At 71.4% G+C, this 19,162-nt stretch carries 17 protein-coding genes and 1 pseudogene; 6 read left to right on the forward strand and 12 right to left on the reverse strand.

Features of this window, described 5'->3' with window-relative positions; all coding sequences use genetic code 11:
• Positions 1–22 precede the first annotated feature (22 nt).
• The 3 genes and pseudogenes from ACGGCP_RS23540 to ACGGCP_RS23550 all read left to right on the forward strand — a co-directional run.
• Positions 23–1,285, forward strand: a pseudogene (locus ACGGCP_RS23540) (RNA-guided endonuclease InsQ/TnpB family protein); the annotation flags it as partial.
• A 97-nt stretch (positions 1,286–1,382) separates the two neighbouring features.
• Positions 1,383–2,168 (forward strand): HAD-IIA family hydrolase, encoded by a 786-nt coding sequence (locus ACGGCP_RS23545; protein WP_392969949.1) that lies wholly within the window; start codon positions 1,383–1,385, stop codon positions 2,166–2,168.
• 24 nt (positions 2,169–2,192) lie between these two features.
• Positions 2,193–2,582 (forward strand): DUF3263 domain-containing protein, encoded by a 390-nt coding sequence (locus tag ACGGCP_RS23550; RefSeq protein WP_392969952.1) that lies wholly within the window; start codon positions 2,193–2,195, stop codon positions 2,580–2,582.
• Positions 2,583–2,791: 209 nt separating this feature from the next.
• Here the strand turns inward: ACGGCP_RS23550 and ACGGCP_RS23555 are convergent, their stop codons facing one another.
• The 3 genes from ACGGCP_RS23555 to mdh all read right to left on the reverse strand — a co-directional run bounded on the left by ACGGCP_RS23555 (position 2,792) and on the right by mdh (position 5,873).
• The gene (locus ACGGCP_RS23555) at positions 2,792–4,030 is read right to left on the reverse strand and encodes an APC family permease (RefSeq protein WP_392969953.1); all 1,239 of its coding nucleotides are present in this window, start codon (positions 4,028–4,030) and stop codon (positions 2,792–2,794) included.
• 37 nt (positions 4,031–4,067) lie between these two features.
• A complete protein-coding gene (locus tag ACGGCP_RS23560; RefSeq protein ID WP_392969956.1) occupies positions 4,068–4,808 on the reverse strand; it encodes a phosphatase PAP2 family protein in 741 nt (246 codons plus the stop codon).
• 114 nt (positions 4,809–4,922) lie between these two features.
• Positions 4,923–5,873 (reverse strand): malate dehydrogenase, encoded by a 951-nt coding sequence (gene mdh, locus ACGGCP_RS23565; protein WP_392969959.1) that lies wholly within the window; start codon positions 5,871–5,873, stop codon positions 4,923–4,925.
• A gap of 351 nt (positions 5,874–6,224) precedes the next feature.
• Here mdh and ACGGCP_RS23570 point away from each other — a divergent pair, with 351 nt between their 5' ends.
• A complete protein-coding gene (locus ACGGCP_RS23570; RefSeq protein WP_392969962.1) occupies positions 6,225–7,124 on the forward strand; it encodes a sulfite exporter TauE/SafE family protein in 900 nt (299 codons plus the stop codon).
• A gap of 45 nt (positions 7,125–7,169) precedes the next feature.
• Here ACGGCP_RS23570 and ACGGCP_RS23575 read toward each other — a convergent pair whose 3' ends face one another.
• Both ACGGCP_RS23575 and ACGGCP_RS23580 read right to left on the reverse strand, forming a co-directional pair.
• Complete coding sequence (locus ACGGCP_RS23575; protein WP_392969965.1) at positions 7,170–7,706, reverse strand: hypothetical protein; 537 nt, start codon at positions 7,704–7,706, stop codon at positions 7,170–7,172.
• A gap of 102 nt (positions 7,707–7,808) precedes the next feature.
• Complete coding sequence (locus tag ACGGCP_RS23580) at positions 7,809–8,975, reverse strand: acyl-CoA dehydrogenase family protein (RefSeq protein WP_392969968.1); 1,167 nt, start codon at positions 8,973–8,975, stop codon at positions 7,809–7,811.
• Between the two features lie 267 nt (positions 8,976–9,242).
• On the opposite strand from ACGGCP_RS23580, the gene ACGGCP_RS23585 reads away from it, so the two are divergent.
• Positions 9,243–10,637: a UDP-glucose dehydrogenase family protein gene (locus tag ACGGCP_RS23585; RefSeq protein WP_392969971.1), complete on the forward strand. Its 1,395-nt coding sequence runs from the start codon at positions 9,243–9,245 to the stop codon at positions 10,635–10,637.
• 246 nt (positions 10,638–10,883) lie between these two features.
• Here the strand turns inward: ACGGCP_RS23585 and ACGGCP_RS23590 are convergent, their stop codons facing one another.
• Positions 10,884–11,135: a hypothetical protein gene (locus ACGGCP_RS23590; protein ID WP_392969974.1), complete on the reverse strand. Its 252-nt coding sequence runs from the start codon at positions 11,133–11,135 to the stop codon at positions 10,884–10,886.
• Positions 11,136–11,137: 2 nt separating this feature from the next.
• Positions 11,138–11,722, reverse strand: coding sequence for a non-oxidative hydroxyarylic acid decarboxylases subunit B (locus ACGGCP_RS23595; protein WP_392969977.1), 585 nt, complete (start codon positions 11,720–11,722; stop codon positions 11,138–11,140).
• Positions 11,723–11,773: 51 nt separating this feature from the next.
• Here ACGGCP_RS23595 and ACGGCP_RS23600 point away from each other — a divergent pair, with 51 nt between their 5' ends.
• A complete protein-coding gene (locus tag ACGGCP_RS23600) occupies positions 11,774–12,676 on the forward strand; it encodes a polysaccharide deacetylase family protein (RefSeq protein WP_392969980.1) in 903 nt (300 codons plus the stop codon).
• Between the two features lie 6 nt (positions 12,677–12,682).
• Here ACGGCP_RS23600 and ACGGCP_RS23605 read toward each other — a convergent pair whose 3' ends face one another.
• The 5 genes from ACGGCP_RS23605 to ACGGCP_RS23625 form a co-directional block, all read right to left on the reverse strand.
• Positions 12,683–13,126: a hypothetical protein gene (locus tag ACGGCP_RS23605; protein WP_392969983.1), complete on the reverse strand. Its 444-nt coding sequence runs from the start codon at positions 13,124–13,126 to the stop codon at positions 12,683–12,685.
• A gap of 143 nt (positions 13,127–13,269) precedes the next feature.
• Positions 13,270–15,252, reverse strand: coding sequence for a CDP-alcohol phosphatidyltransferase family protein (locus ACGGCP_RS23610; protein WP_392969986.1), 1,983 nt, complete (start codon positions 15,250–15,252; stop codon positions 13,270–13,272).
• Positions 15,249–16,103, reverse strand: a complete 855-nt coding sequence (locus ACGGCP_RS23615) for an ABC transporter ATP-binding protein (RefSeq protein ID WP_392969989.1) — start codon at positions 16,101–16,103, stop codon at positions 15,249–15,251. The genes ACGGCP_RS23610 and ACGGCP_RS23615 overlap by 4 nt, the downstream gene beginning before the upstream one ends.
• A 116-nt stretch (positions 16,104–16,219) precedes the next feature.
• Complete coding sequence (locus ACGGCP_RS23620) at positions 16,220–16,552, reverse strand: hypothetical protein (protein WP_392969992.1); 333 nt, start codon at positions 16,550–16,552, stop codon at positions 16,220–16,222.
• Positions 16,553–16,562: 10 nt separating this feature from the next.
• The gene (locus tag ACGGCP_RS23625; protein WP_392969995.1) at positions 16,563–19,091 is read right to left on the reverse strand and encodes a glycosyltransferase; all 2,529 of its coding nucleotides are present in this window, start codon (positions 19,089–19,091) and stop codon (positions 16,563–16,565) included.
• Between the last annotated feature and the right edge of the window lie 71 nt (positions 19,092–19,162).

The raw sequence follows: 19,162 nt of genomic DNA on the forward strand, positions 1-19,162 counted from the left end.
ATTATAGGGCTATAATAGGGCCATGACTAGGTTTCGGGCGTATCCCACAGCGGAGCAGGAGCAGCAGATGCTCGAACACTGCTCGCACGCAAGATACGTATGGAACCTCGCTGTCGAGCAGCACAGTTACTGGAGAAGGGGTCGGCACGCCGCTCCGGGCTTCGCCGAGCAGTGCAGGCAGCTCACCGAGGCTCGGCGTGAGAACGAATGGCTCGGATCCGGCAACGCCGATGTACAACAGCAGGCGCTCAAGGACTTCGCCAAAGCGAAGGCGATGAGGTTCTCGTCGGGGTTCGGGGAACCTACTTGGCGTAAGAAGTTCAAACACGAAGGGTTCCGGGTCATCGGCACGGGCCGCGCGCCCGCGTTCAACCCGGACGGCACCGCGAAGCGGAACACCAAGACCGGCAAACGGGTCATGAACCGGAGCGTGGTGGTCGAAAAACTCAACCGCCGGTGGGCACAGGTTAAAGTGCCCGGCTGCGGCTGGGTCCGTTTTCGCCTCACTCGACCGAAAGTGCCACAGGCGAAGACATTTCGAGTGTCCTTCCGGGGCGGACTATGGCATATCGCGTTCGCGGCGATTCCTGAGCCGATCGCAGCTCCCGGCAACGGCAAGGTCGTCGGCATCGATCGCGGCGTCAAGGTCACCGCCGCACTGTCTGACGGCCACATTCTGAATTGTCCGCATCCCACTGTTAAAGAGCGGGCCCGGCTCCGCAAACACCAGCGGCGCGCCTCGAATGCAGCCAAGGGGAGCGAGAGGAAGACTGTCGAACACGCCAAGGTCGCAAGATTGAAAGCCCGTGACGCGAATCGCCGCAAAGACTGGTGCGAGAAGACCAGCACCATGCTGGCCCGAAACTACGACCTGGTGCGGTTCGAGAAACTCATCATCAAGAACATGACCCGGTCAGCTAAGGGCACCTTCGTGGAGCCGGGGCGACAGGTGCGGCAGAAGTCCGGGCTTAACCGTGCGATGCTGGCCCAGGGGTGGGGACTCCTGCGGCGACGAACCGAGCACAAGGCGCCCGGCCGAGTCGAAGATGTCCCTGCCGCCTATACCTCCCTGCGTTGCAGCGCCTGCGGATGGATAGACAAGAACTCGCGCAAGAGCCAAGCCGAGTTCGTCTGCTCCTCATGCGGATTCGCCTGCAACGCTGATACCAATGCAGCCATCAACGTCGCGGCAGGACCGGGCGTGTCACGAACACGCCCCGGGCGTTCAGCCCGTGCCGGAGGGACGACAGCGGCCACTCGCCGTTCGAGCGTCCGTGAACCTCAACCGAACCTGGTTGAAATCCCCCTCCAGCAGGTGGGGGAGGAGGTCAATTTACGTCCGGTCCTCGTCGTTTTACCGATGCGATGGCAAGATGTTGAGCATGACTACACCTGGACCCTTCGACAGCTGGCTCTCGGACATGGACGGCGTGCTCGTCCACGAGGGCGTGCCGGTTCCCGGCGCCAACAAGCTCATCGAGAAGCTGCAGTCGGCGGGGAAGCGGTTCCTCGTCCTGACGAACAACTCGATCTACACGCCCCGCGACCTGCACGTGCGGTTGAAGAACTCCGGGCTGCAGGTGCCGGTCGAGTCGATCTACACGTCGGCGATGGCGACGGCGGACTTCCTGCAGTCGCAGCGGCCCAAGGGCTCGGCGTACGTGATCGGCGAGGCGGGCCTGACGACGGCGCTGCACGAGATCGGGTACGTGCTGACCGACTACCGCCCGGACTACGTGGTGCTCGGCGAGACGCGCCGGTACGACTTCGGGGCGCTCACGACTGCGGTGCGGCTGGTCAAGTCCGGGTCGCGGCTCATCTGCACGAACCCGGACACGACGGGCCCGAGCCCGGAGGGCCTCATGCTCGGCGTGGGCGCGGTTGCGGCGATGATCACGGCGGCGACCGGTTCGGAGGCGTACTTCCCGGGTAAGCCGAACCCGTTGATGATGCGGAACGCGTTGCGCCGCATCGGGGCCCACTCGGAGACGACGGTGATGATCGGCGACCGCATGGACACCGACGTGCTGTCGGGCCTCGAAGCGGGCCTGGAGACGGTCCTCGTTTTGTCGGGGGTGACTGACAGTATGGAGGAAGTCGAGCGCTACCCCTTCCGACCCAACCACGTGAAGGACTCGGTGGCGGACCTCATCGACTGGATCGAGTAGCCGCAGCCTTCGAGGAGCCGCCCCATGCCTCCCCCGCAACGCCCCGCCAAGCCCGTCTCGCGTGCGCGGCAGGGAGGTGACGACGACTTCGTCCCCGCGCCGAGACCCGCGCGCGGGGAGGCCGCTCCCCCGTCCGGGCGGGAGGCGCCGCCGAAACAGGCCGTGCCGCACCGGGAGTCGGGCCCCGAGTCGAAGCTCAGCGCGCTGGAGTCGCGGCTCCTGGCGTTCGAGGCGCGCTGGTGGCGCGCCTCAGGCGCGAAGACGCAGGCGATCAGCGACGAGCTGGAGCTCACCCCCGAACGGTACTACCAGCACCTGGCGCGGCTCATCGACCACCCGGAGGCGGCCGCGGAGCAGCCCGCGGTCGTCCGGAGGCTCAGAGCCGCCCGGGACGAACGCCGCGCGGAGCGGTAGGCGAAGCAGGCGATCGGCGCGGGCCGAACGGTACAAGAACCACGCGATCGGCGCGGCCCGTGCGACGCTGCCGCCATGCCGGACCGCACCGGCTGCCGCGAACGCGGTCCCGGAAGTCCGGCCGCCACGGTCGCGCCGTGCCGCACGCAGTTCGGATCGCGATGCCTTGCGGGCGTGCCGGATCGGCGCGATCACGCGGACCCAGCCCGTCAGCCTTTGCGGGCGCGGCTTTCAGTGAGCGCGTACCAGCCCGCGCCGACCGCGAACACCGCCAGGCCGCCGAGCACCGACGCCACCGGCAGGCTCGCTGCCACGAGCAGGCACCCGGCGAGCCCCAGCCACGGCAGCGGGGCGCGCCGGTCGAGCGTCGCCGCCGAGGCGTTCGCGACCCCGTAGTAGACCAGCACGCAGAAGCTGGAGAACCCGATCGCGCCCGCCAAGTCCAGTGTGGACACCAGGACGAGGACGAGGCCGCTCGCGGCCACCTCCGCCGCCCACGGCACCCCGAACCGCTCCGACACCGCCGCGAGGGCGCCGGGGAGCCGCCGGTCGCGCGCCATCGCCAGCGCGGTGCGGCCGATCCCGGCGAGCAGGCTGAGCAGGACCCCGGCGACGGCGACGCCCGCGCCGATCGCGACGACCGGTTTCAGCGCGGGCGCGCTGGCCCCGGCGAGGTCGGCGAGCGGCGCGTCGGAGTCGGCGAGGGTGTCGGCGCCGAGGACGTTGAGGACGGTGACGGCCACGAGCAGGTACACGGCGAACGTGACCGCGAGCGCGATCGGCACGGCGAGCGGGATGGTCCGCTCGGGGCGTTTGACCTCTTCGCCGAGGGTCGCGATGCGGGCGTACCCGGCGAAGGCGAAGAACACGAACCCGGCGGCGGTGAGCACGCCCCACGGGTGGGCGTCGCCCGTCTCCTGGGCGGCGACGGGCCCGGCGGTCCCGGCGAGGACGACGGCCGCGAGCACGGCGAGGGTGACGGCGGCGAACACGGCCGAGGCGAGCGCGGTGCGCTGGACGCCGAGGAGGTTGATGGCGCAGAAGGCGACGACGGCCGCGGCGGCGAGGGCGCGCGGGTGGTCGGGCAGGAGGTACGCGCCGAGGGTGAGGGCCATGGCGGCGGCGGAGGCGGTCTTGCCGACGAGGAACGCCCAGCCCGCGGTGAACCCGGCGGCGGGGTGGAGGCGGCGCGTGCCGTAGACGTAGGCGCCTCCGGCCTGCGGGTGGAGGGCGGCGAGGCGCGCGGTCGAGCGGGCGTTGCAGTAGGCGATGAATCCGGCGACGACCAGGGCCGCAAGGAGTCCGGTCCCGGATCCGGCGGCGTCCGCGGCGGGGGCCCAGACGGCGAACACGCCCGCCCCGAGCATCGAGGCGAGTCCGATCGCGATCGCGGACGGGAGTCCGAGTCTGCGCTGGAGGGTCGGCCGCTCGCGCGGCGGTGTGGGCATGGGTCGAAGATACCGTGCGCAGGTTTCGGGAAGCCGCTCAGCGATAGCGCCGTTCGGGTTCGAGGAGCAACGGGAGTTCCACTGTGTCCCACGGGATGCGCTGGACGGTGCGGAGGATGAGGAAGCCGAGGACGAGTCCGCCCGGCGTGTCGGTGAACCAGTGGAAGCTGACGTAGGTCGTGGAGAAGATGACGATGATCGGCGGCGCGATCCGCATGAGGCCGCGCACCCACGGTTTCAGGTGCGCGCCGACGAGCAGGACGATGAACCCGTACCAGATGATCGTGTTGAGCACGTGCCCCGACGGGTACGCGCCGGAGGGTTCGAGCGAGGTGAACAGGACCGCCTGCGCGGCTTCGGCGTACGGCCCGGGCTCGGGCCGGGGCCAGTGCGGGTAGACGCGCGGCAGCGTGTACTTGAGGACGAGGACCGCCCCGGCCATGCCGTAGGCGACGAGGAACGCGACGAGCGGGCGGACGTTCCGTCCGCGCCAGGCGATGATCGCGGCGAGGCCGAGCGCGATGCCGCCGAGCAGGCCGCCCTGCCCGAGCCGGTTGGTCTGGACCGCGATGAAGTTGGCCCAGTCGGGGCGGTGCGCGTCGGAGAAGTCGCGGATCCAGATGTCGAGGTCCACCAGCGGGCTCGGCCACGCGAGCGGGACGGTGAGGGCCACGAAGGCGACGGCCAGGGCGATGTCGGGCACCCACGAGCGCGGCCGCTTCAGCACGAAGGGCCGCCAGGCCTGGGCGTCGGTTCGGCGCTGGTCTGCGGCGGTCACGGGCGTAAGCCTAGCGACAGGGGCCCGGCCCGCGAATCCGATATCGGGGTGGGGACGGCGAAAGGGACGCCCGCCGATCGCGGACGCCCCCTTGCACGCTGGTGTAACACCGGGTTACAGCCCGGCGACGTCGGCCTGCTTGGCGCGGACGGCCTCGGCGGCCTCCTTGAGGTTCGCGAGCTCGGCGTCGGTCAGGGAGGTCTCGACGACCTTCTTGACGCCCTCGGCGCCGATCTGGGCATTCACGCCCAGGTAGACGCCGGAGATGCCGTACTCGCCGTCGACCCACGCGCACACGGGCATGACCGCGCCGGAGTCCTCGGCGACGGCCTTGGCCATGCGGGCGGCGGCGGCCGACGGGGCGTAGTACGCCGAGCCGGTCTTGAGGAGCGCCACGATCTCCGCGCCGCCGTTGCGGGTCTTCTCGACGAGCTCGTCGACCTTCTCGGCCGGGAGGAGGTCCGCGAGCGGCTTCCCGTCCACAGAGGACTGCGAGGGGACGGGGACCATGGTGTCGCCGTGCGAGCCGAGCGTCAGGGTCGTGACCGACTTGACCGGGACCTGCAGCTCCTCGGCGACGAAGTTGGTGAAGCGCGCGGTGTCGAGCATCCCGGCCTGGCCGAGGACCCGGTTCTTCGGGAAGCCCGAGGCGAGCTGCGCGAGCGCCGTCATCTCGTCGAGCGGGTTGGAGACGACGATGATCACGGCGTTCGGGGAGTGCTTGACCAGGTTCTCGGTGACGCCGCGGACGATCTTGGCGTTCACCTCGAGGAGGTCCATGCGGCTCATGCCGGGCTTGCGGGGCAGGCCCGCGGTGATGACGATGACGTCGGACCCGGCGGTCTTCTCGTACCCGTTGCCGTCGTTGTCCGTGGTCGCGCCGACGACCTTGGTCTCGAAGCCCTCGATGGTGCGGGACTGGTTCATGTCGAGGGCGATGCCCTCGGGCTTGCCGTCGACGATGTCGGTCAGGACGACCTCGTCGAAGACGTCGTACTCGGCCAGGCGCTGGGCGGTGGTGGAGCCGTAGAATCCGGCGCCGACGACCGTGACTTTCTTACCCATCGAATGCTCCTCTGCATTAAGGCTGCCTGTGCGGTTCGCAGGCCCTCGGGTTGGTGCGACCACGTGAATGGCGGTTACGCGAGCGTAACCAGGTCGGTTCGTCCACGCTATGACCCGGGTCTCGAAGGGCGCATCCGGCCCCTGACCGGGTGGCGGAGGCCTCCAAAAGCGATCGGCCCGGGTGTGAGGGACGGGGGCCGCCGGGGCGGGGGATGATGAGGGGACGGACGGGTGCCGGCGGGGTGTCGCACATCCGACGCGCTCCGGCGTCCCGAAGCGTGGGCACTCGTTGACTTCTCCTACAGATCTAGTGGACTATTCAGTGGCCATCCGTACCCGAGGGAGCCGCGCGTGCTGTTCGCGACCACCATCCTCTCCTCCGTCGCCGCGGGCTTCGTAGCCCAGCTCGTCGACGGCAGCCTCGGCATGGGCTTCGGCACCATCACCATGACGTTCCTCCTCGGCCTCGGCATCGCCCCGGCCGTCGCGTCCGCCTCCGTGAACGTCGCGACGATCGCCACCGGCGCCGTCAGCGCCGCCTCCCACCACAAGCTGCAGAACGTCCACTGGCCGACCACCCTGAAGCTCGGCATCCCCGGAGCCGTCGGCGGCTTCGCCGGGGCGTGGGCGCTGGCGTCGCTGACGCGCCTGGACGCGGCGACGCCCGTGACGAGCACGATCCTCATCATTCTCGGCGCGGTGATCGTGTGGCGCTTCGTGAAGGGCCGGGGCGCGGGCCACGGCCCGGTCCGGTCCGGGTTCGCGATCCCCACTGGCCTGGTCGGCGGGTTCCTCGCCGCGGTCGGCGGGGGCGGCTGGGGCCCGGTGACGATGCCGATCACGCTCACGACCTCGCGGCTGGAGCCGCACCGGGTCGTCGGCTCGGTCTCGACCGCGCAGGTCTTCGCGTCGGCGGCGGCCGTGATCGGCTTCTGGCTGGCCGTGCCCGACACGCTCACGGTGCTGTGGCCGATCGTCGTCGGCATGGCGGTCGGCGGCATGGCCGCGGCCCCGCTGGCGGCCTGGCTGACCCGCAAGATCCCCACCGCGAAGCTCGGTTCGACGATCGGCATGCTCGTGATCGCGCTCAACCTGCGCACGCTCCTGGGGAACTTCGCGGTCCCGTGGCCGGTCGTGACGGGCCTGTACCTGCTGCTCGCGGCCGTGTGGGCCCTCGTCCTGGCGGCCCCGAAACGCAAGGCGGCCAAAGAGGCCGGGCAGGAAGCGGCCCCGGTGGAGGCCGAAGCGTAGACGGAAGGCCCGGACCTGTGGCCCGGGCCTTCCCACGTCTTCGGACTAGCTGATCTGGTACGACCCGGCGCGGTTGGCCCAGCCGATGGTGTCGAGGTTCGCGAGGTTGTCGATCCACGTCGAGGACGCGCCGGACAGGGTCACGGTGTCCCACAGCTTGATGTCGCACGAGCGGTACGTGTGGACGGAGCTGGCGCGGTTGTTCCAGTTCGCGGCGTCGAGGTAGTCCACGCTGAACTCGACGGGCGAGTACGCGGCGGAGCACGTGTAGCTGCCGTCGGCCACGAACGAGCGGGTGCCGCCGGCCGGGTCGTAGTTGGTGCGGTCGTAGAGGGTGATGAGGGTGACGGACATGATGCCGACGTCCTCGGCGGCGGCCGCGTCGGCGGCGAGGGCCCCGGCCTGGGTTGCAGCGCAGGTGGTCTCGCCCGTGGAGAGGTTGACGACGCAGTGGTCGGCGGGCGCGGCGGCGGCCTGCGCAGCGCCGGGCGCGAACGCGAGGAGCCCGGTAGCGGTGAGCAGGGCGAGCGCCAGCGAGGTCAGCTTGCGGCGGCGGGGGGCGTGGTGCAGAGGTTCACTCATGTCCGAAAGCCTATGCGAAAGGACTTCGAATGCGGAAGCCCCGCAAGGTGACAGGAAAGGCCCGAACCGGTGAACGGTCCGGGCCCTCCACCAGATGGTCGCTCAGAAGGCCTTGCCGCGCTGCAGCTCGCGGGCGATGACGATGCGCTGCACCTGGTTGGTGCCCTCGTAGATCTGGGTGATCTTGGCGTCGCGCATCATGCGTTCGAGCGGGAAGTCCTGCGTGTAGCCGTAGCCGCCGAGGACCTGCACCATGTCGGTGGTGATCTGCATGGCCGCGTCCGAGGCGAAGCACTTGGCGGCCGCACCGAAGTAGGTGAGGTCGCCGTCCCCGCGCTCGGAGCGGGCGGCGGCGGCGTACGTGAGCTCCCGCGCGGCGCTGATCTTCATGGCCGCGTCGGCGAGGAGGAACTGGACGCCCTGGAACGCGGCGATCGGCTTGCCGAACTGCTCGCGCTCGGCGGCATAGCTCGTGGCGGCGTCGAGCGCGCCCTGGGCGATGCCGAGGGCCTGCGCGGCGATGGTGACGCGCGTGTGGTCGAGGGTGCGCATGGCGAGCGAGAACCCTTGGCCCGCTTCGCCGATGAGCCGGTCGGCGGACAGGCGCACCGAGTCGAGGTAGACCTCGGCGGTCGGCGAGCCCTTGATGCCGAGCTTCTTCTCCGGCTTGCCGAAGGAGACGCCCGCGTCCCCCTTCTCGACGAGGAACGCGGAGATGCCCTTGGCGCCCGCGCCGGGCTCGGTGACGGCGAAGACGGTGTAGAACTCGCTGACGCCCGCGTTGGTGATCCAGCGCTTGACGCCGTCGAGGACCCACTCGTCGCCGTCGCGTACGGCACGGGTGGTCATCGAAGCGGCGTCCGAACCGGCCTCGGGCTCGGAGAGGCAGTACGAGAACATCGCGTCGCCGGAGGCCACGGGCGGCAGGTAGCGGCGCTTGAGCTCCTCGGAGCCGTCGAGGATGAGCGGGAGCGAGCCGAGCTTGTTGACCGCCGGGATGAGCGAGGAGGACGCGCACGCGCGGGCGACCTCTTCGATGACGATCGCGGTGCCCAGCGCGTCGATGCCCGCGCCGCCGTACTCGGCGGGGATGTGCGGGGCGTGGAGGTCGGCGGACTTCAGCGCGTCGTAGGAGCGCTTGGGGAAGGACGCGGTCGCGTCGGCCTCGGCGGCGTGCGGGGCGACCCCCGTGTCGCAGACTTCCCGGGCCGCCGCCCGGATGTCGGCGTACTCTACTGGCAGCTGGTAGGGGCTGAACCCGGTGGACATCAGTGGCTCCCGCGTTTTGTTACTCGTGAGTAATACCGATCGAGTGTAACCCACGGAGGACGCGACCGGTGATGGCCGCCACCGCGAATTTTCTACTGCTTCGCCGCAACTTAGGACTAAGTTCATGCGTGAAGTCGAATATACGACTGCGCAGGCCATAGTCGCATTCACGTACAATTCGAGGTCGCCGCGCACGGATCCACCGCACGGACGCACGGGCGCCGCCCCCGCGGGGCGAGCCCGCCGAACGAACAGACAGGGCACCAGATGGTCAACGCGAACCCGACTCCCTCGCAGAACACCACCACCCGGCCCCGCATCGCCTTCATCGGCTGCGGGTACCTCGGGGCGACCTACGCGATCTGCTTCGCAGAGCTGGGCTACGAGGTGATCGGGTACGACGTCGACACCGCCAAGATCGAGTCGTTCAACACCGGGGTCCTCCCCATCCACGAGCCGGGCCTGCCCGAGCTGCTCAAGAAGAACCTCGAGTCCGGGCGCCTGCGGTTCACCACCGACGTCAAGGCCGTCGCCGACTTCGCCGACGTCCACTTCATCTGCGTCGGCACCCCCCAGCGCAAGGGCGAGCACGGCGCGGACCTCTCCTACATCGAGGAAGCGGTCGTCGACCTCTCGCAGCACCTGAGCCGCAAGGTCCTCATCGTCGGCAAGTCCACGGTGCCCGTGGGCACCGCGCAGTGGGTCCAGGAGCTCGTCGACCGCCACGCGCCCGAGGGGCTCGGCGTCGAGGTCGGCTGGAGCCCGGAGTTCCTGCAGGAGTCGAACGCGATGCACGACGTCCTGCGCCCCAACCGGATCGTCTACGCCGCCCAGTCCGAGTGGGCCTCGCAGCTGCTCAAGGACGTGCACCGCGGCATCCTCGAACTCGCCGCCGTCGAAGACCGCGAAGTGCCCGTCGTCGAGACCGACCTGGCGACCGCCGAGCTCGTGAAGGTCGCCGCGAACGCGTTCCTGGCCACCAAGATCTCCTTCATCAACGCCATGGCCGACCTGAGCGAGGCCGCCGGGGCCGACGTCGTCGACCTGGCCCGCGCGATCGGCTACGACCAGCGCATCGGCAACAGGTTCCTGCGCGCGGGCATCGGCTTCGGCGGCGGGTGCCTGCCCAAGGACATCCGGGCGCTGTCGGCGCGCGCCGGCGAGCTCGGCGTCGGCGAGTCGTTCCGGTTCCTCGACGAGGTCGACTCGGTGAACACGCGCCGCCGCGCGCACACCGTGCGGGCCGTCGCGAACCTCGCCGGGCGGCCTTCGGGCCCGAACGGCCCGGACCTGTCGGGGGTGCGGATCGCCTACCTCGGCGCGACGTTCAAGCCCGACACCGACGACATCCGCGACTCGCCCGCGCTGGACATCGCGCGGCGGCTGCGGGCCGCCCGCGCCGACGTGGTCGTGTACGACCCGGAGGGCATCGACAACGCGAAGGCGTACGCGCCGGAGCTGTCGTTCGTGAAGACCCTCGCCGAGGCGGTCGCGGGCGCCGACGTGGTGTGCGCGATGGTGCCGTGGGAGGAGTTCCGCACGCTCGACCCGGAGGCGCTGGGCCAGCAGGTCGCCGAGCGGCGGATTCTGGACGGCATGAACGCGTTCGACCCGGTGCGGTGGCGCGGGCACGGCTGGTCCTATCAGGGCATCGGCCGCTAGACTGAAGGCCGCGAATCCCCGAACCGCCCGGCGCGCCTGACGCGCCGGGCGGTTCGCTGTTTCCGGCGGTTCGCGGCGCTTGCGCACAAACCGGGCGCCCTGGGGACCCCCGTTTTCCATACTCCCGGAAGGGTCCGACAACGCCCGTGGCGTTTGGGCGGTTCACGGCGCTTGCCCGCAAAACGGACATCCTGGGGACCCCCCGATGTCAATGCTCCCTTGCGGGTCCGACAGGGCCCGGTTCGATCAGGGCGTGACGTTCACTCGCGTGAAGGGCCAGGCGTGCGGGGGGCGTTCGACGAGTTCGGCGGGCGGGTCGGGGAGGCGGCGGGGCGTGCCCTGGCCGACGGCGATGACGACGACGCGCTCCCCCGCGATGAAGACCTCGGTGCGCACCCCGGGGTCGGCGACGGCGTGCACGCCCTCGTCGAGCACCCAGCGGAGCAGCTCGGCCCCGCGCCCTCCGGCGGCCTTGGCCTCCCACATCAGCGTGTCCACCGCTACTCCTCTTCCGGCTCAGTGCCTTTCAGGCCGTCCCAGCGCCGCGCGCGCGGGTGCTCGAGTCCGAACTGGTCGAGCGTCCTGGCGACGACATGGTCCACGACGTCCTCGATCGTCTCAGGCCGGTTGTAGAACGCGGGCACCGGCGGCAGCACGACCGCGCCCATGCGCGAGAGCGCGAGCAGGTTCTCCAGGTGGATCTCCGAGAGCGGGCTCTCGCGGGCCAGGAGGACGAGGCGGCGGCGCTCCTTCAGCGTCACGTCGGCGGCCCGCCCGATCAGGCCCTCGGTGTAGCCGGTGCGCACGGCCGCGACGGTCTTCATCGAGCACGGCGCGATGACCATCCCGTCGGTGCGGAACGACCCCGAGGAGATCGGCGCGGCCTGCTCCCCCGGCCCCCACGAGTGGTCGGCGAGCTCGGTGACCTCCGCTGGCGTGTAAGGGGTCTCGAGGCGGAGCGTGGTGCGGGCCCAGCGGCTCATGACCAGGTGGGTCTCGACGCCGCCGGTGTCGCGGAGGGCTTCGAGGAGGCGGACGCCGAAGATCGCGCCGGTCGCTCCGGTGATGCCGACGACGAGTCGCATGTCCCCTCCAGCTTTCCGCGAAATGTGGCCCAGCACACTTACAATCTCGGTATGAGTCGTCACAAACTGGGCATCGCAGCTGCTGCCGCCCTGCTGCTGGCGCTCGCCTGGGTCTGGCCCGAAGGCGAGCGGCCCCCGGCGAGCGCGACGACCGCGACCGAGCCTACTGCCTCGGCGTCCCCCGCGCCCGCGAGCGAGGGCGACGGGGAGGCAGGGGACACGGCGGAGCCCGAAGCGCCCGCCTCCTCGGCTGCCGAGTCGGACGCGCCGGCATCGGATCCGGCGACGTCGTCCACTCCGTCCCCCGCGCCCTCGGATCCGCCGCCGCCCGTGGCGGAGCCGGCCGCGAACACCTACGACGGGCCGCTGGGGACCCGCAACCACACCGGGGACGACCGGGTGGCGCTGACCTTCGACGACGGGCCGTCCCCCGAGTGGACCCCGAAAGTCCTCGACATGCTCCGCGAGCAGGGCGTCAAGGCGACGTTCTGCCTCATCGGGGCGTACGCGGAGGCCTACCCGGAGCTGGTCGCCGACATCGCCCGCGAGGGCCACACCCTGTGCAACCACTCGTGGTTCCACGAGTTCGACCTCGGCAAGCAGAGCGAGGAGGAGATCCGCTCGAACCTGCAGCGCACGAACGACGCGATCACGAAGGCCGCGCCCGGCGCCGAGGTGAAGTACTTCCGGCACGCGGGCGGGCAGTGGACCGACCGGGCGATCGCGGTCGCCGCCGACATGGGCATGGAGTCGCTGCACTGGACCGTTGACCCGTCGGACTGGGACAACCGGACGACTGAGGCAGAGATCCGCGACCACGTCCTCGACCGCAGCGGCCCGGGCGCGATCGTGCTGCTGCACGACGGCGCGTCGAACCAGAAGGACATGTGCGGGGCGCTCGAGTCGATCTTCGCGGAGTTCTCGCGGCGCGGCTACACATACACGGCGCTCTGAGCGGGCCTAACGCAGGTCGGCGGGCATCTTGCGGCCCGGCAGGAGTGCGAGGAACGCGAGGGCGAGGAGGCCGACGCTCATGCCCGCCTGCGCGGGGAACGCGAGGTCGAGGAGGCCGCCGCCGCTGTCGTCCCCGCCGGGGTCGCGCGGCCCTGACTCGGGGGACGCGCCGCCGTTCGACGGGTCGGGGCCCTGTCCGTCGCCGCCGGAGTCCGTGGAGTGGGGGTCGGAGGTGCCGTCGCCGTCGTAGCTGGGGCTGGGCGTGGGCGAGCCGGGCGGGACCGGGTAGGTCTCGTCGGCGTTCGTCCAGTCCACATGGGAAATGGCGGAATGGCTTTCGGCGGCTCCGTCCGCGGCCGTGGCGTCCAGGACCGCGGGCAGGGAGAAGAGGCCCGCCACCCCAATCGCCGTGGAGGCGAGCACCAGACGCGAGAGCCGGAACTTGCGCACAGGTACACCTTAGTCGTGGGACACCAGCGGCGCTCGCCTGTCGGGGCATGTAACCCGAACGAGTTCGCTTGGCGGTCAAGCATGACGGTCCGATCGAGCCCGTTCGCGGTGCGGCGGCGGGGGTTTCGGCGGCGGGGGGCGGGTCAGGCGGCGGCCGCGCGGGAGGCGCGGACAGTGCCCGCGACGACCGCGCCGACGAACACGGCGGCGACGTACACCGCGAGCACCCCGTAGACCACAGTGGCCACTGCGGGAACGGTCGCCACGCTGACGGCGGCGGCGGCGATCGCGATGAGCGACCGCGCGGGCCAGCCGAGGCCGAGGTCGCGGCGGGCCACCGGGGAGGCGGCCTTGTCCAGACCCGCGGCGAGGTCGTAGAAGTACAGGGCGATCACGGTGAGGAGCGTGTACAGGACCGGCCAGGACACGCCCGCGGTGATCCCGGCGGCGCTGATGACGCCGAGTTCGACCGCGCGCAGTCCGGCCGGGATGAACCAGTCGAGCAGGCCCTCGTGGTCGGTGCGCGCCACCGAGGCGGCCAGTACCAGGGCGAGCGCGGCGAGCCCGAACGGCACCCACGGCGGCGTCCCGAGCGCGGCCGCCAGCACAGCGGCGGCGGCGGCGAGGACGGCGGCCGCGGTGGCCGCGAACGGCGTCATGTCGCCGCCGACGGGGCTGCGCGGCACGAGCTTCCCGAGCGGCCCGTCGTCGCGGTGCGCGGCCCGGTCGGGGCGGCGGAGCGCGGCGGTGCGGGCCGCGAGCGAACGGAGCGTGCGCCCCGCCGTCGTGTACCCGAGCGCCAGGAGCTGCCACACGAGCAGCGCGGTGAGCGCGATCTGCGGCCCGAACGCGACGGCGGCGACGGCCAGCAGCAGCCAGCGTTCGCCGACGGGCGCCACGATCGTCCGCTTGATCCAGTACAGCGGCGTCCGGTGCGCGCCCATGACCTGCTCGGACGCGGAGCCGAGCCGCTGCCCGAGGTGGGCGGCGCGCCCCACGGGCGGCGCGGACTCGCGCTTGCGCGCCTGGCGGACCACGGCCGTGTCGAGCAGGACCGCGTACCACGTGTCGGCGGTGTGCCGGACCGTCTGCGTCGCCATGGCGGCGATCGCCAGGCCCCACGCGGCGGGCGCGGACGCGCCGCCCGCGACGGCCCCGGCGGCGAGCCCGGCGTAGATCAGGAACTCCTTCGAGCGGTCGGCCATCATGTCGAGCCAGCCGCCGAAGGACGAGAAGTTCTGGGTGTAGCGCGCGAGCTGCCCGTCGACGCAGTCGAACACGAAGCTGAAGTACATGAGCGCCGCGGCGGCCGCGTACCACCAGGACCAGCCCGTCGCGAAGATCCCCGCCGCGGCCACCGCGAGCGCGATCGACACCCACGTGATCGGCGTCGGCGTCCAGCCCAGGCGCGCCGAGAGCTTCACCAGCTTCGGCGTCCACGTCGAGACGGCGTACGTCGCGAAGAAGTCGTCGTCGTGCTTGACGGCGTTCCTGAGCCGCCACGCGTCCATGTCGACGGCCTCGAACGCCGCGATGGTCGCCAGGGCCTCCTCGGCCGTGGCGACCTGCCGGTGCTCGAGCCCGTCCGTGCGGTACGCGTTCACGGGGATCGCGCGGGCGTGGAGCGCGGCGAGCATCGACGCGAACGCGTCCCCTTCGGCGCGGCGCGGCCAGTGCCGCTTGAGCCGCGCCAGGTGCGCGGCCGAGACCTTCAGGAGCCCGCCCAGGCGCACCGGCCCCGGGCCGGGCCCGGTGACCAGGCCGCGCTCGCAGTGCACGGGCGCCGCCGCCGGGTCGTCCCCGCCGACGAGCACGCCCGAACGCCGCGACGAGTCCGACAGGACCGCCGCCACGGTCGTGGGGGACGCGACCAGGTCGGCGCACGCCACGAACAGCGCGCCCTGACCGGCGAACGCCAGATCGGCGAGGTGGCGCAGGTCGGCGTCGGCGTCGGCCGACTCGATCTGCGCGGCCTTCACCGGCCGGTCCGTGCCGGGCCTGGTGAGGACGGTGACGTCGTCGCAGCCGGCCTCGCGGATCTCGGCGATGAGCCGGTCGAGCACGGATTGGTCTTCGGTTATGTCGGCGTGGCCGCCCGGAGCCGGCAGGATGACGGCTCGGCTCACGTGGCCGCCTCGACCGCTCCCGGGACGAGGGCCGGAGCGGCGGCCTGCTCCGCGGCGGCCTTGGCGGCCGCCTCGCGCTTCTTTTTCTCGGCCTTCGCGTCCGCGTCGCGCTTCTCGGCAGCCTTGTACGCGTCCAGGGCCTCCTGGACGGTGCCGTCGGTCTCCAGCGTGCCCGCGTCCAGGAAGATCCCGCGCTTGCAGTACTTCTTCAGGTCGCCCTCGGAGTGCGACACGAACACGAGGGTGCGGCCCTGGTCCAGCAGGTTCGCGATGACCGCCTGGCACTTGCGCTTGAACGCGGCGTCGCCGACGGCCAGCGCCTCGTCGACGAGGAGGATCGGGTGCGGCAGCTGCGTGATCACGCCGAAGCCCAGACGCACCTTCATACCCGAGGAGTAGTGCTTCAACGGCGTGTCCATGAAGTCCTCCAGCTCGGAGAAGTCCACGATCTCGTCGTACTTGGCCTTGATCTCCTTGTTGCTCATGCCGTGCAGCGCACCCACGAGGTTCACGTTCTCGCGGCCGGTGAGGTCGCCCGAGAAGCCCGCGGAGAGCGCGATGAGCGGGGCCACGCGGCCCTCGCGGCGCACGTACCCCTCGTCGGGGATGAGCACGCCGGTGATCAGGCGCAGCAGCGTGGACTTGCCGGTGCCGTTGCGGCCGATGATGCCGACGGCGTCGCCGGGGAAGATGTCGAAGTTGACGTGGCGCAGGGGCCAGAAGTCCTGCGCCGCGGCGCCCTTCTGGTTGGCCGAGCGCCTGACGAACAGGTCTTTGACCCGGCCTTTCTTCTGCTTGCCTTTCGCGAAGCAGATCCCGAGGTCACGAGCCTGAATGATCGGCTCTTCCATGGGGGCGGCCCTCCCGGACAGGTGGTTGACACAGCGCGCCAATAGTACCGCCCGGTGGTTTTCGGCAGCTCGCGGCAGATCCGAGAGCTTCCTCATGTCCGGCCCGAGGCCTCCGGTCAGGCCGCGCGGTCGCCCTCGGCGGCCCGCCGCCGCTCCGCTGCCAGGCGTTCGACCTCGAACGCGGCGAGGATGCGGCGCAGCGTGACCTCCGCGCGCTCGGCCGACGCACGCGCCTCCAGGCGCGTCTGGCGGCTCTCGTTCCACACCAGCCCCAGCGCGCCCAACGTGACCAGGCTCATCAGCGATGAGACGACCCACACCAGGCGCTGGCCGCCGAAGAGGGCGACGGCGAGCAGCGCGAGGGCCCAGAGGGCGCCGGCGACGCCCGCGACCTGCAGCGGGGAGGGCCGGCCGAACCGGATGTAGACGGCTTTGAGCTTCTGCTTCATCGGTGCGCTCTCATCTGGCGGCGGGACTGCGGAGGGCCGCGGGCTCGGCCTGGGCGGGCGCCTCCGCGGTTGCGGGGGCGGCGGGGGCGGGGCGGTCGAGGAGGTCCTTGACGAGGGCCCGGTAGGTGTCGTGGCTGAACCGCTCGCGCACGCGCTGCTGGGCGAGGGCGCTCTGGTCGAGGAACCGCTCGGGGTCGGCGTACAGGCCGTCCACCAGACCGGCCACTTCGGACGGTTCGCAGTAGAGGGCGGCGTCGCCGAACGTGGGCTCGAACCGGGGCGGGAGCACCGTGACGCACCCGGCGGCGAGGGCTTCGAGGACGGCTCTGCCGAAGGCCTCGTACTGCTGCGGGTGCGGGAAGTAGATCCAGAAGTCGAGCTGGTACAGGAACGAGTCGACGTCGGTCTCGTCGAAGCCGTAGCAGGTCCACGCCGACGGGGGCTCCTGGCCGGTGATGCGGGCGACCGAGGCCGCGCCGCCCATGACGCGGACGTCCCAGCGGCCGTCGCCGGGGTAGACCAGCGGGAGGTCGGCTCTGGTCGGCCACTTCGTCCAGTCGTCGCGGGAGTGGCGGCCGACGACGGGCAGCGAGGACCGGAACCCGGTGCGGGCCGGGGCGACGTCGGCGGCGTCGAGGATCCCGGGCATGTCGAAGTCCGCGAGGGCGGCCGCGGTGAGCCCTGCGAGGGCCTCGCGGACCTGCGGGCCCTGCGGGACCCACAGCGGTTCGACGCCGAACATGTCGGCGGCGTTGGCGTGGCACGCGTCCGGCACGTACCGGGTGTCGGAGCCGTCGCGTTCGTGCGGGGCCTGGTTGGCGAGCACGACCATCCGCTCGGGCCGCACGTTCGACACCTCCCTGGACCGGAACTGGAGGATCGGCGGGTAGCGCAGCACGAGCAGGCCGCACGTGACGTCGTCGGTGACGAGGACCTGCTCCACGGCGCCGTCGTTGACGAGCCGCTGGAACGGCTCGCACATCGGCCGGTCCTCCACGGTCATGTGCCGCCACGACTCCAGGTGCATGACCGCGATGCGCAGCCCGGCGGCCTTGAGGGCCTTGACCTCTTCGATCGTCGACTTCTGGGGGCCGCCGAAGGGCCGCCAGTCGAGGCAGAACACGACGTCGAAGTGCCGCGGGCGCTGCGCGTCGCGGGCGACGGCCGCGTGGTAGGGCGCCCAGAACGGCCGCCGCGCCGGGGAGCGCGGCAGGTACGGGTCGGCGCCCGCGCGGATCTCGTCGTGCCACAGCGGGTACGAGGACTGGTAGGCGCGCCGCGCCGGGTGCTTCCAGCCGGGCCCGAACTCCTCACGCGACAGCGACCCGGGGGCCTGCCGCATCACCGTGTCGCACACGGGGAGGCGGCGCACCGAATCGTCGCCGAACGCCGCCCCGACGCGGTGCAGGAACTCCGTGTCGGCGCCCTTGCGGATCTCGTCGTAGTAGCCGACCCGGTCGAGCACGCTGCGGCGGAACATCATCGACGCGGTCGACACCGTGGTGAGGACCCGCCCGGGGCGCGTCACCGTCAGGTCCTCGTTGCACAGGAACGCCCGGCCGACGGTCATCTGCAGGTCCGGGTCGGCCAGGAGCGGCGCGACCGAACGCGCCAGCCGCCCCGGCGCGGCCCAGTCGTCCGAGTCCAGGCCCGTCACGAAATCCCCGGTGAGCACGTCGAACGCGGTGTTGCGGGCCGCGAACGTCCCGCCGTTGACCTCTCTGCGGACCACGCGCACCCGGTCGTCGAGGGCCGCGACCGCGTCGAACACGGCGTCGAACCCCGGCCCGGAGGCGTCGTCGACGACGACGACCTCCACATTCGACCAGACGCCCTCGACGAGCGACCTGACCGCCGTCAGCAGGGCCCGGCCCGGCCGGAACGCCGTCATCACCACCGAGATCCGCGGCCCCGGCACCGTGTCGGCCGACGCCGCGCGCAGCCGGTCGAACCACGGACCGCCGTCGACCGGGTCGAGCCGCAGGTCCGGGCGGCCCGTCAACGCACGGAACCGCCGCAGCCAAGCGCCTTCGCCGCCACCGGCATCCGGGTGCGCCAGGTCCGCCGCCAGCGCGTGCCGCTCCAGCGCGGGCAGGCGCCTCCCGTAGCGGCGCAACAGCGACCGCGCCCGCCCGGCGTCCCCGAGCACGTACGCCAACTGGGCGTGCACCATCGCCTCTCGCGGGCCGACACGCCGCGGACCGCCCGCCTCCAGCGCGAAGTCGAACAGCGCCAACGCGTCCCGCCGGTCCTGTTCACCCCCGAACTGCAGACCGACGACAGACGCCAGCGACGCCAGCGCCTCCGCGTTCACCCCGAGTTCCCGCGCCGCGCCCCGCCCGCCGCGATGCGCTGCAGCGATGAGGCCCGGCAGGTCCGTCCCGCGCGACGCGGCCCGCGCCAGCAGGTGACGCGCACCGGGAGAACGGGTCCGCAGCGCCGTCGCCGCCATCGTCCCCGGCGCCCGCTCCCCCGCCCGGACCAGGAGGTCGTCGGTCAGCCGGCCCGGATATCGCGCGGTCTCCTCAGCTCTGTGCATCTCGTCCGTTCATCTCCAGGTTGCATTCCGCCCAGATCTTCGCGTGTCCAATGGCAATAATGCTGAATTGA

The organism is Glycomyces sp. NPDC048151, from assembly GCF_043202775.1.
Taxonomy (GTDB): domain Bacteria; phylum Actinomycetota; class Actinomycetes; order Mycobacteriales; family Micromonosporaceae; genus Glycomyces.

Coding starts and splice junctions, on each gene's coding strand:
- ACGGCP_RS23625 (WP_392969995.1), bottom strand. CDS start 19,091: ATGCACAGAGCTGAGGAGACCGCGCGATATCCGGGCCGGCTGACCGAC.
- ACGGCP_RS23580 (WP_392969968.1), bottom strand. CDS start 8,975: ATGTCCACCGGGTTCAGCCCCTACCAGCTGCCAGTAGAGTACGCCGAC.
- ACGGCP_RS23595 (WP_392969977.1), bottom strand. CDS start 11,722: ATGCGACTCGTCGTCGGCATCACCGGAGCGACCGGCGCGATCTTCGGC.
- ACGGCP_RS23600 (WP_392969980.1), top strand. CDS start 11,774: ATGAGTCGTCACAAACTGGGCATCGCAGCTGCTGCCGCCCTGCTGCTG.
- ACGGCP_RS23550 (WP_392969952.1), top strand. CDS start 2,193: ATGCCTCCCCCGCAACGCCCCGCCAAGCCCGTCTCGCGTGCGCGGCAG.
- mdh (WP_392969959.1), bottom strand. CDS start 5,873: ATGGGTAAGAAAGTCACGGTCGTCGGCGCCGGATTCTACGGCTCCACC.
- ACGGCP_RS23545 (WP_392969949.1), top strand. CDS start 1,383: ATGACTACACCTGGACCCTTCGACAGCTGGCTCTCGGACATGGACGGC.
- ACGGCP_RS23585 (WP_392969971.1), top strand. CDS start 9,243: ATGGTCAACGCGAACCCGACTCCCTCGCAGAACACCACCACCCGGCCC.
- ACGGCP_RS23615 (WP_392969989.1), bottom strand. CDS start 16,103: ATGGAAGAGCCGATCATTCAGGCTCGTGACCTCGGGATCTGCTTCGCG.
- ACGGCP_RS23575 (WP_392969965.1), bottom strand. CDS start 7,706: ATGAGTGAACCTCTGCACCACGCCCCCCGCCGCCGCAAGCTGACCTCG.
- ACGGCP_RS23620 (WP_392969992.1), bottom strand. CDS start 16,552: ATGAAGCAGAAGCTCAAAGCCGTCTACATCCGGTTCGGCCGGCCCTCC.
- ACGGCP_RS23555 (WP_392969953.1), bottom strand. CDS start 4,030: ATGCCCACACCGCCGCGCGAGCGGCCGACCCTCCAGCGCAGACTCGGA.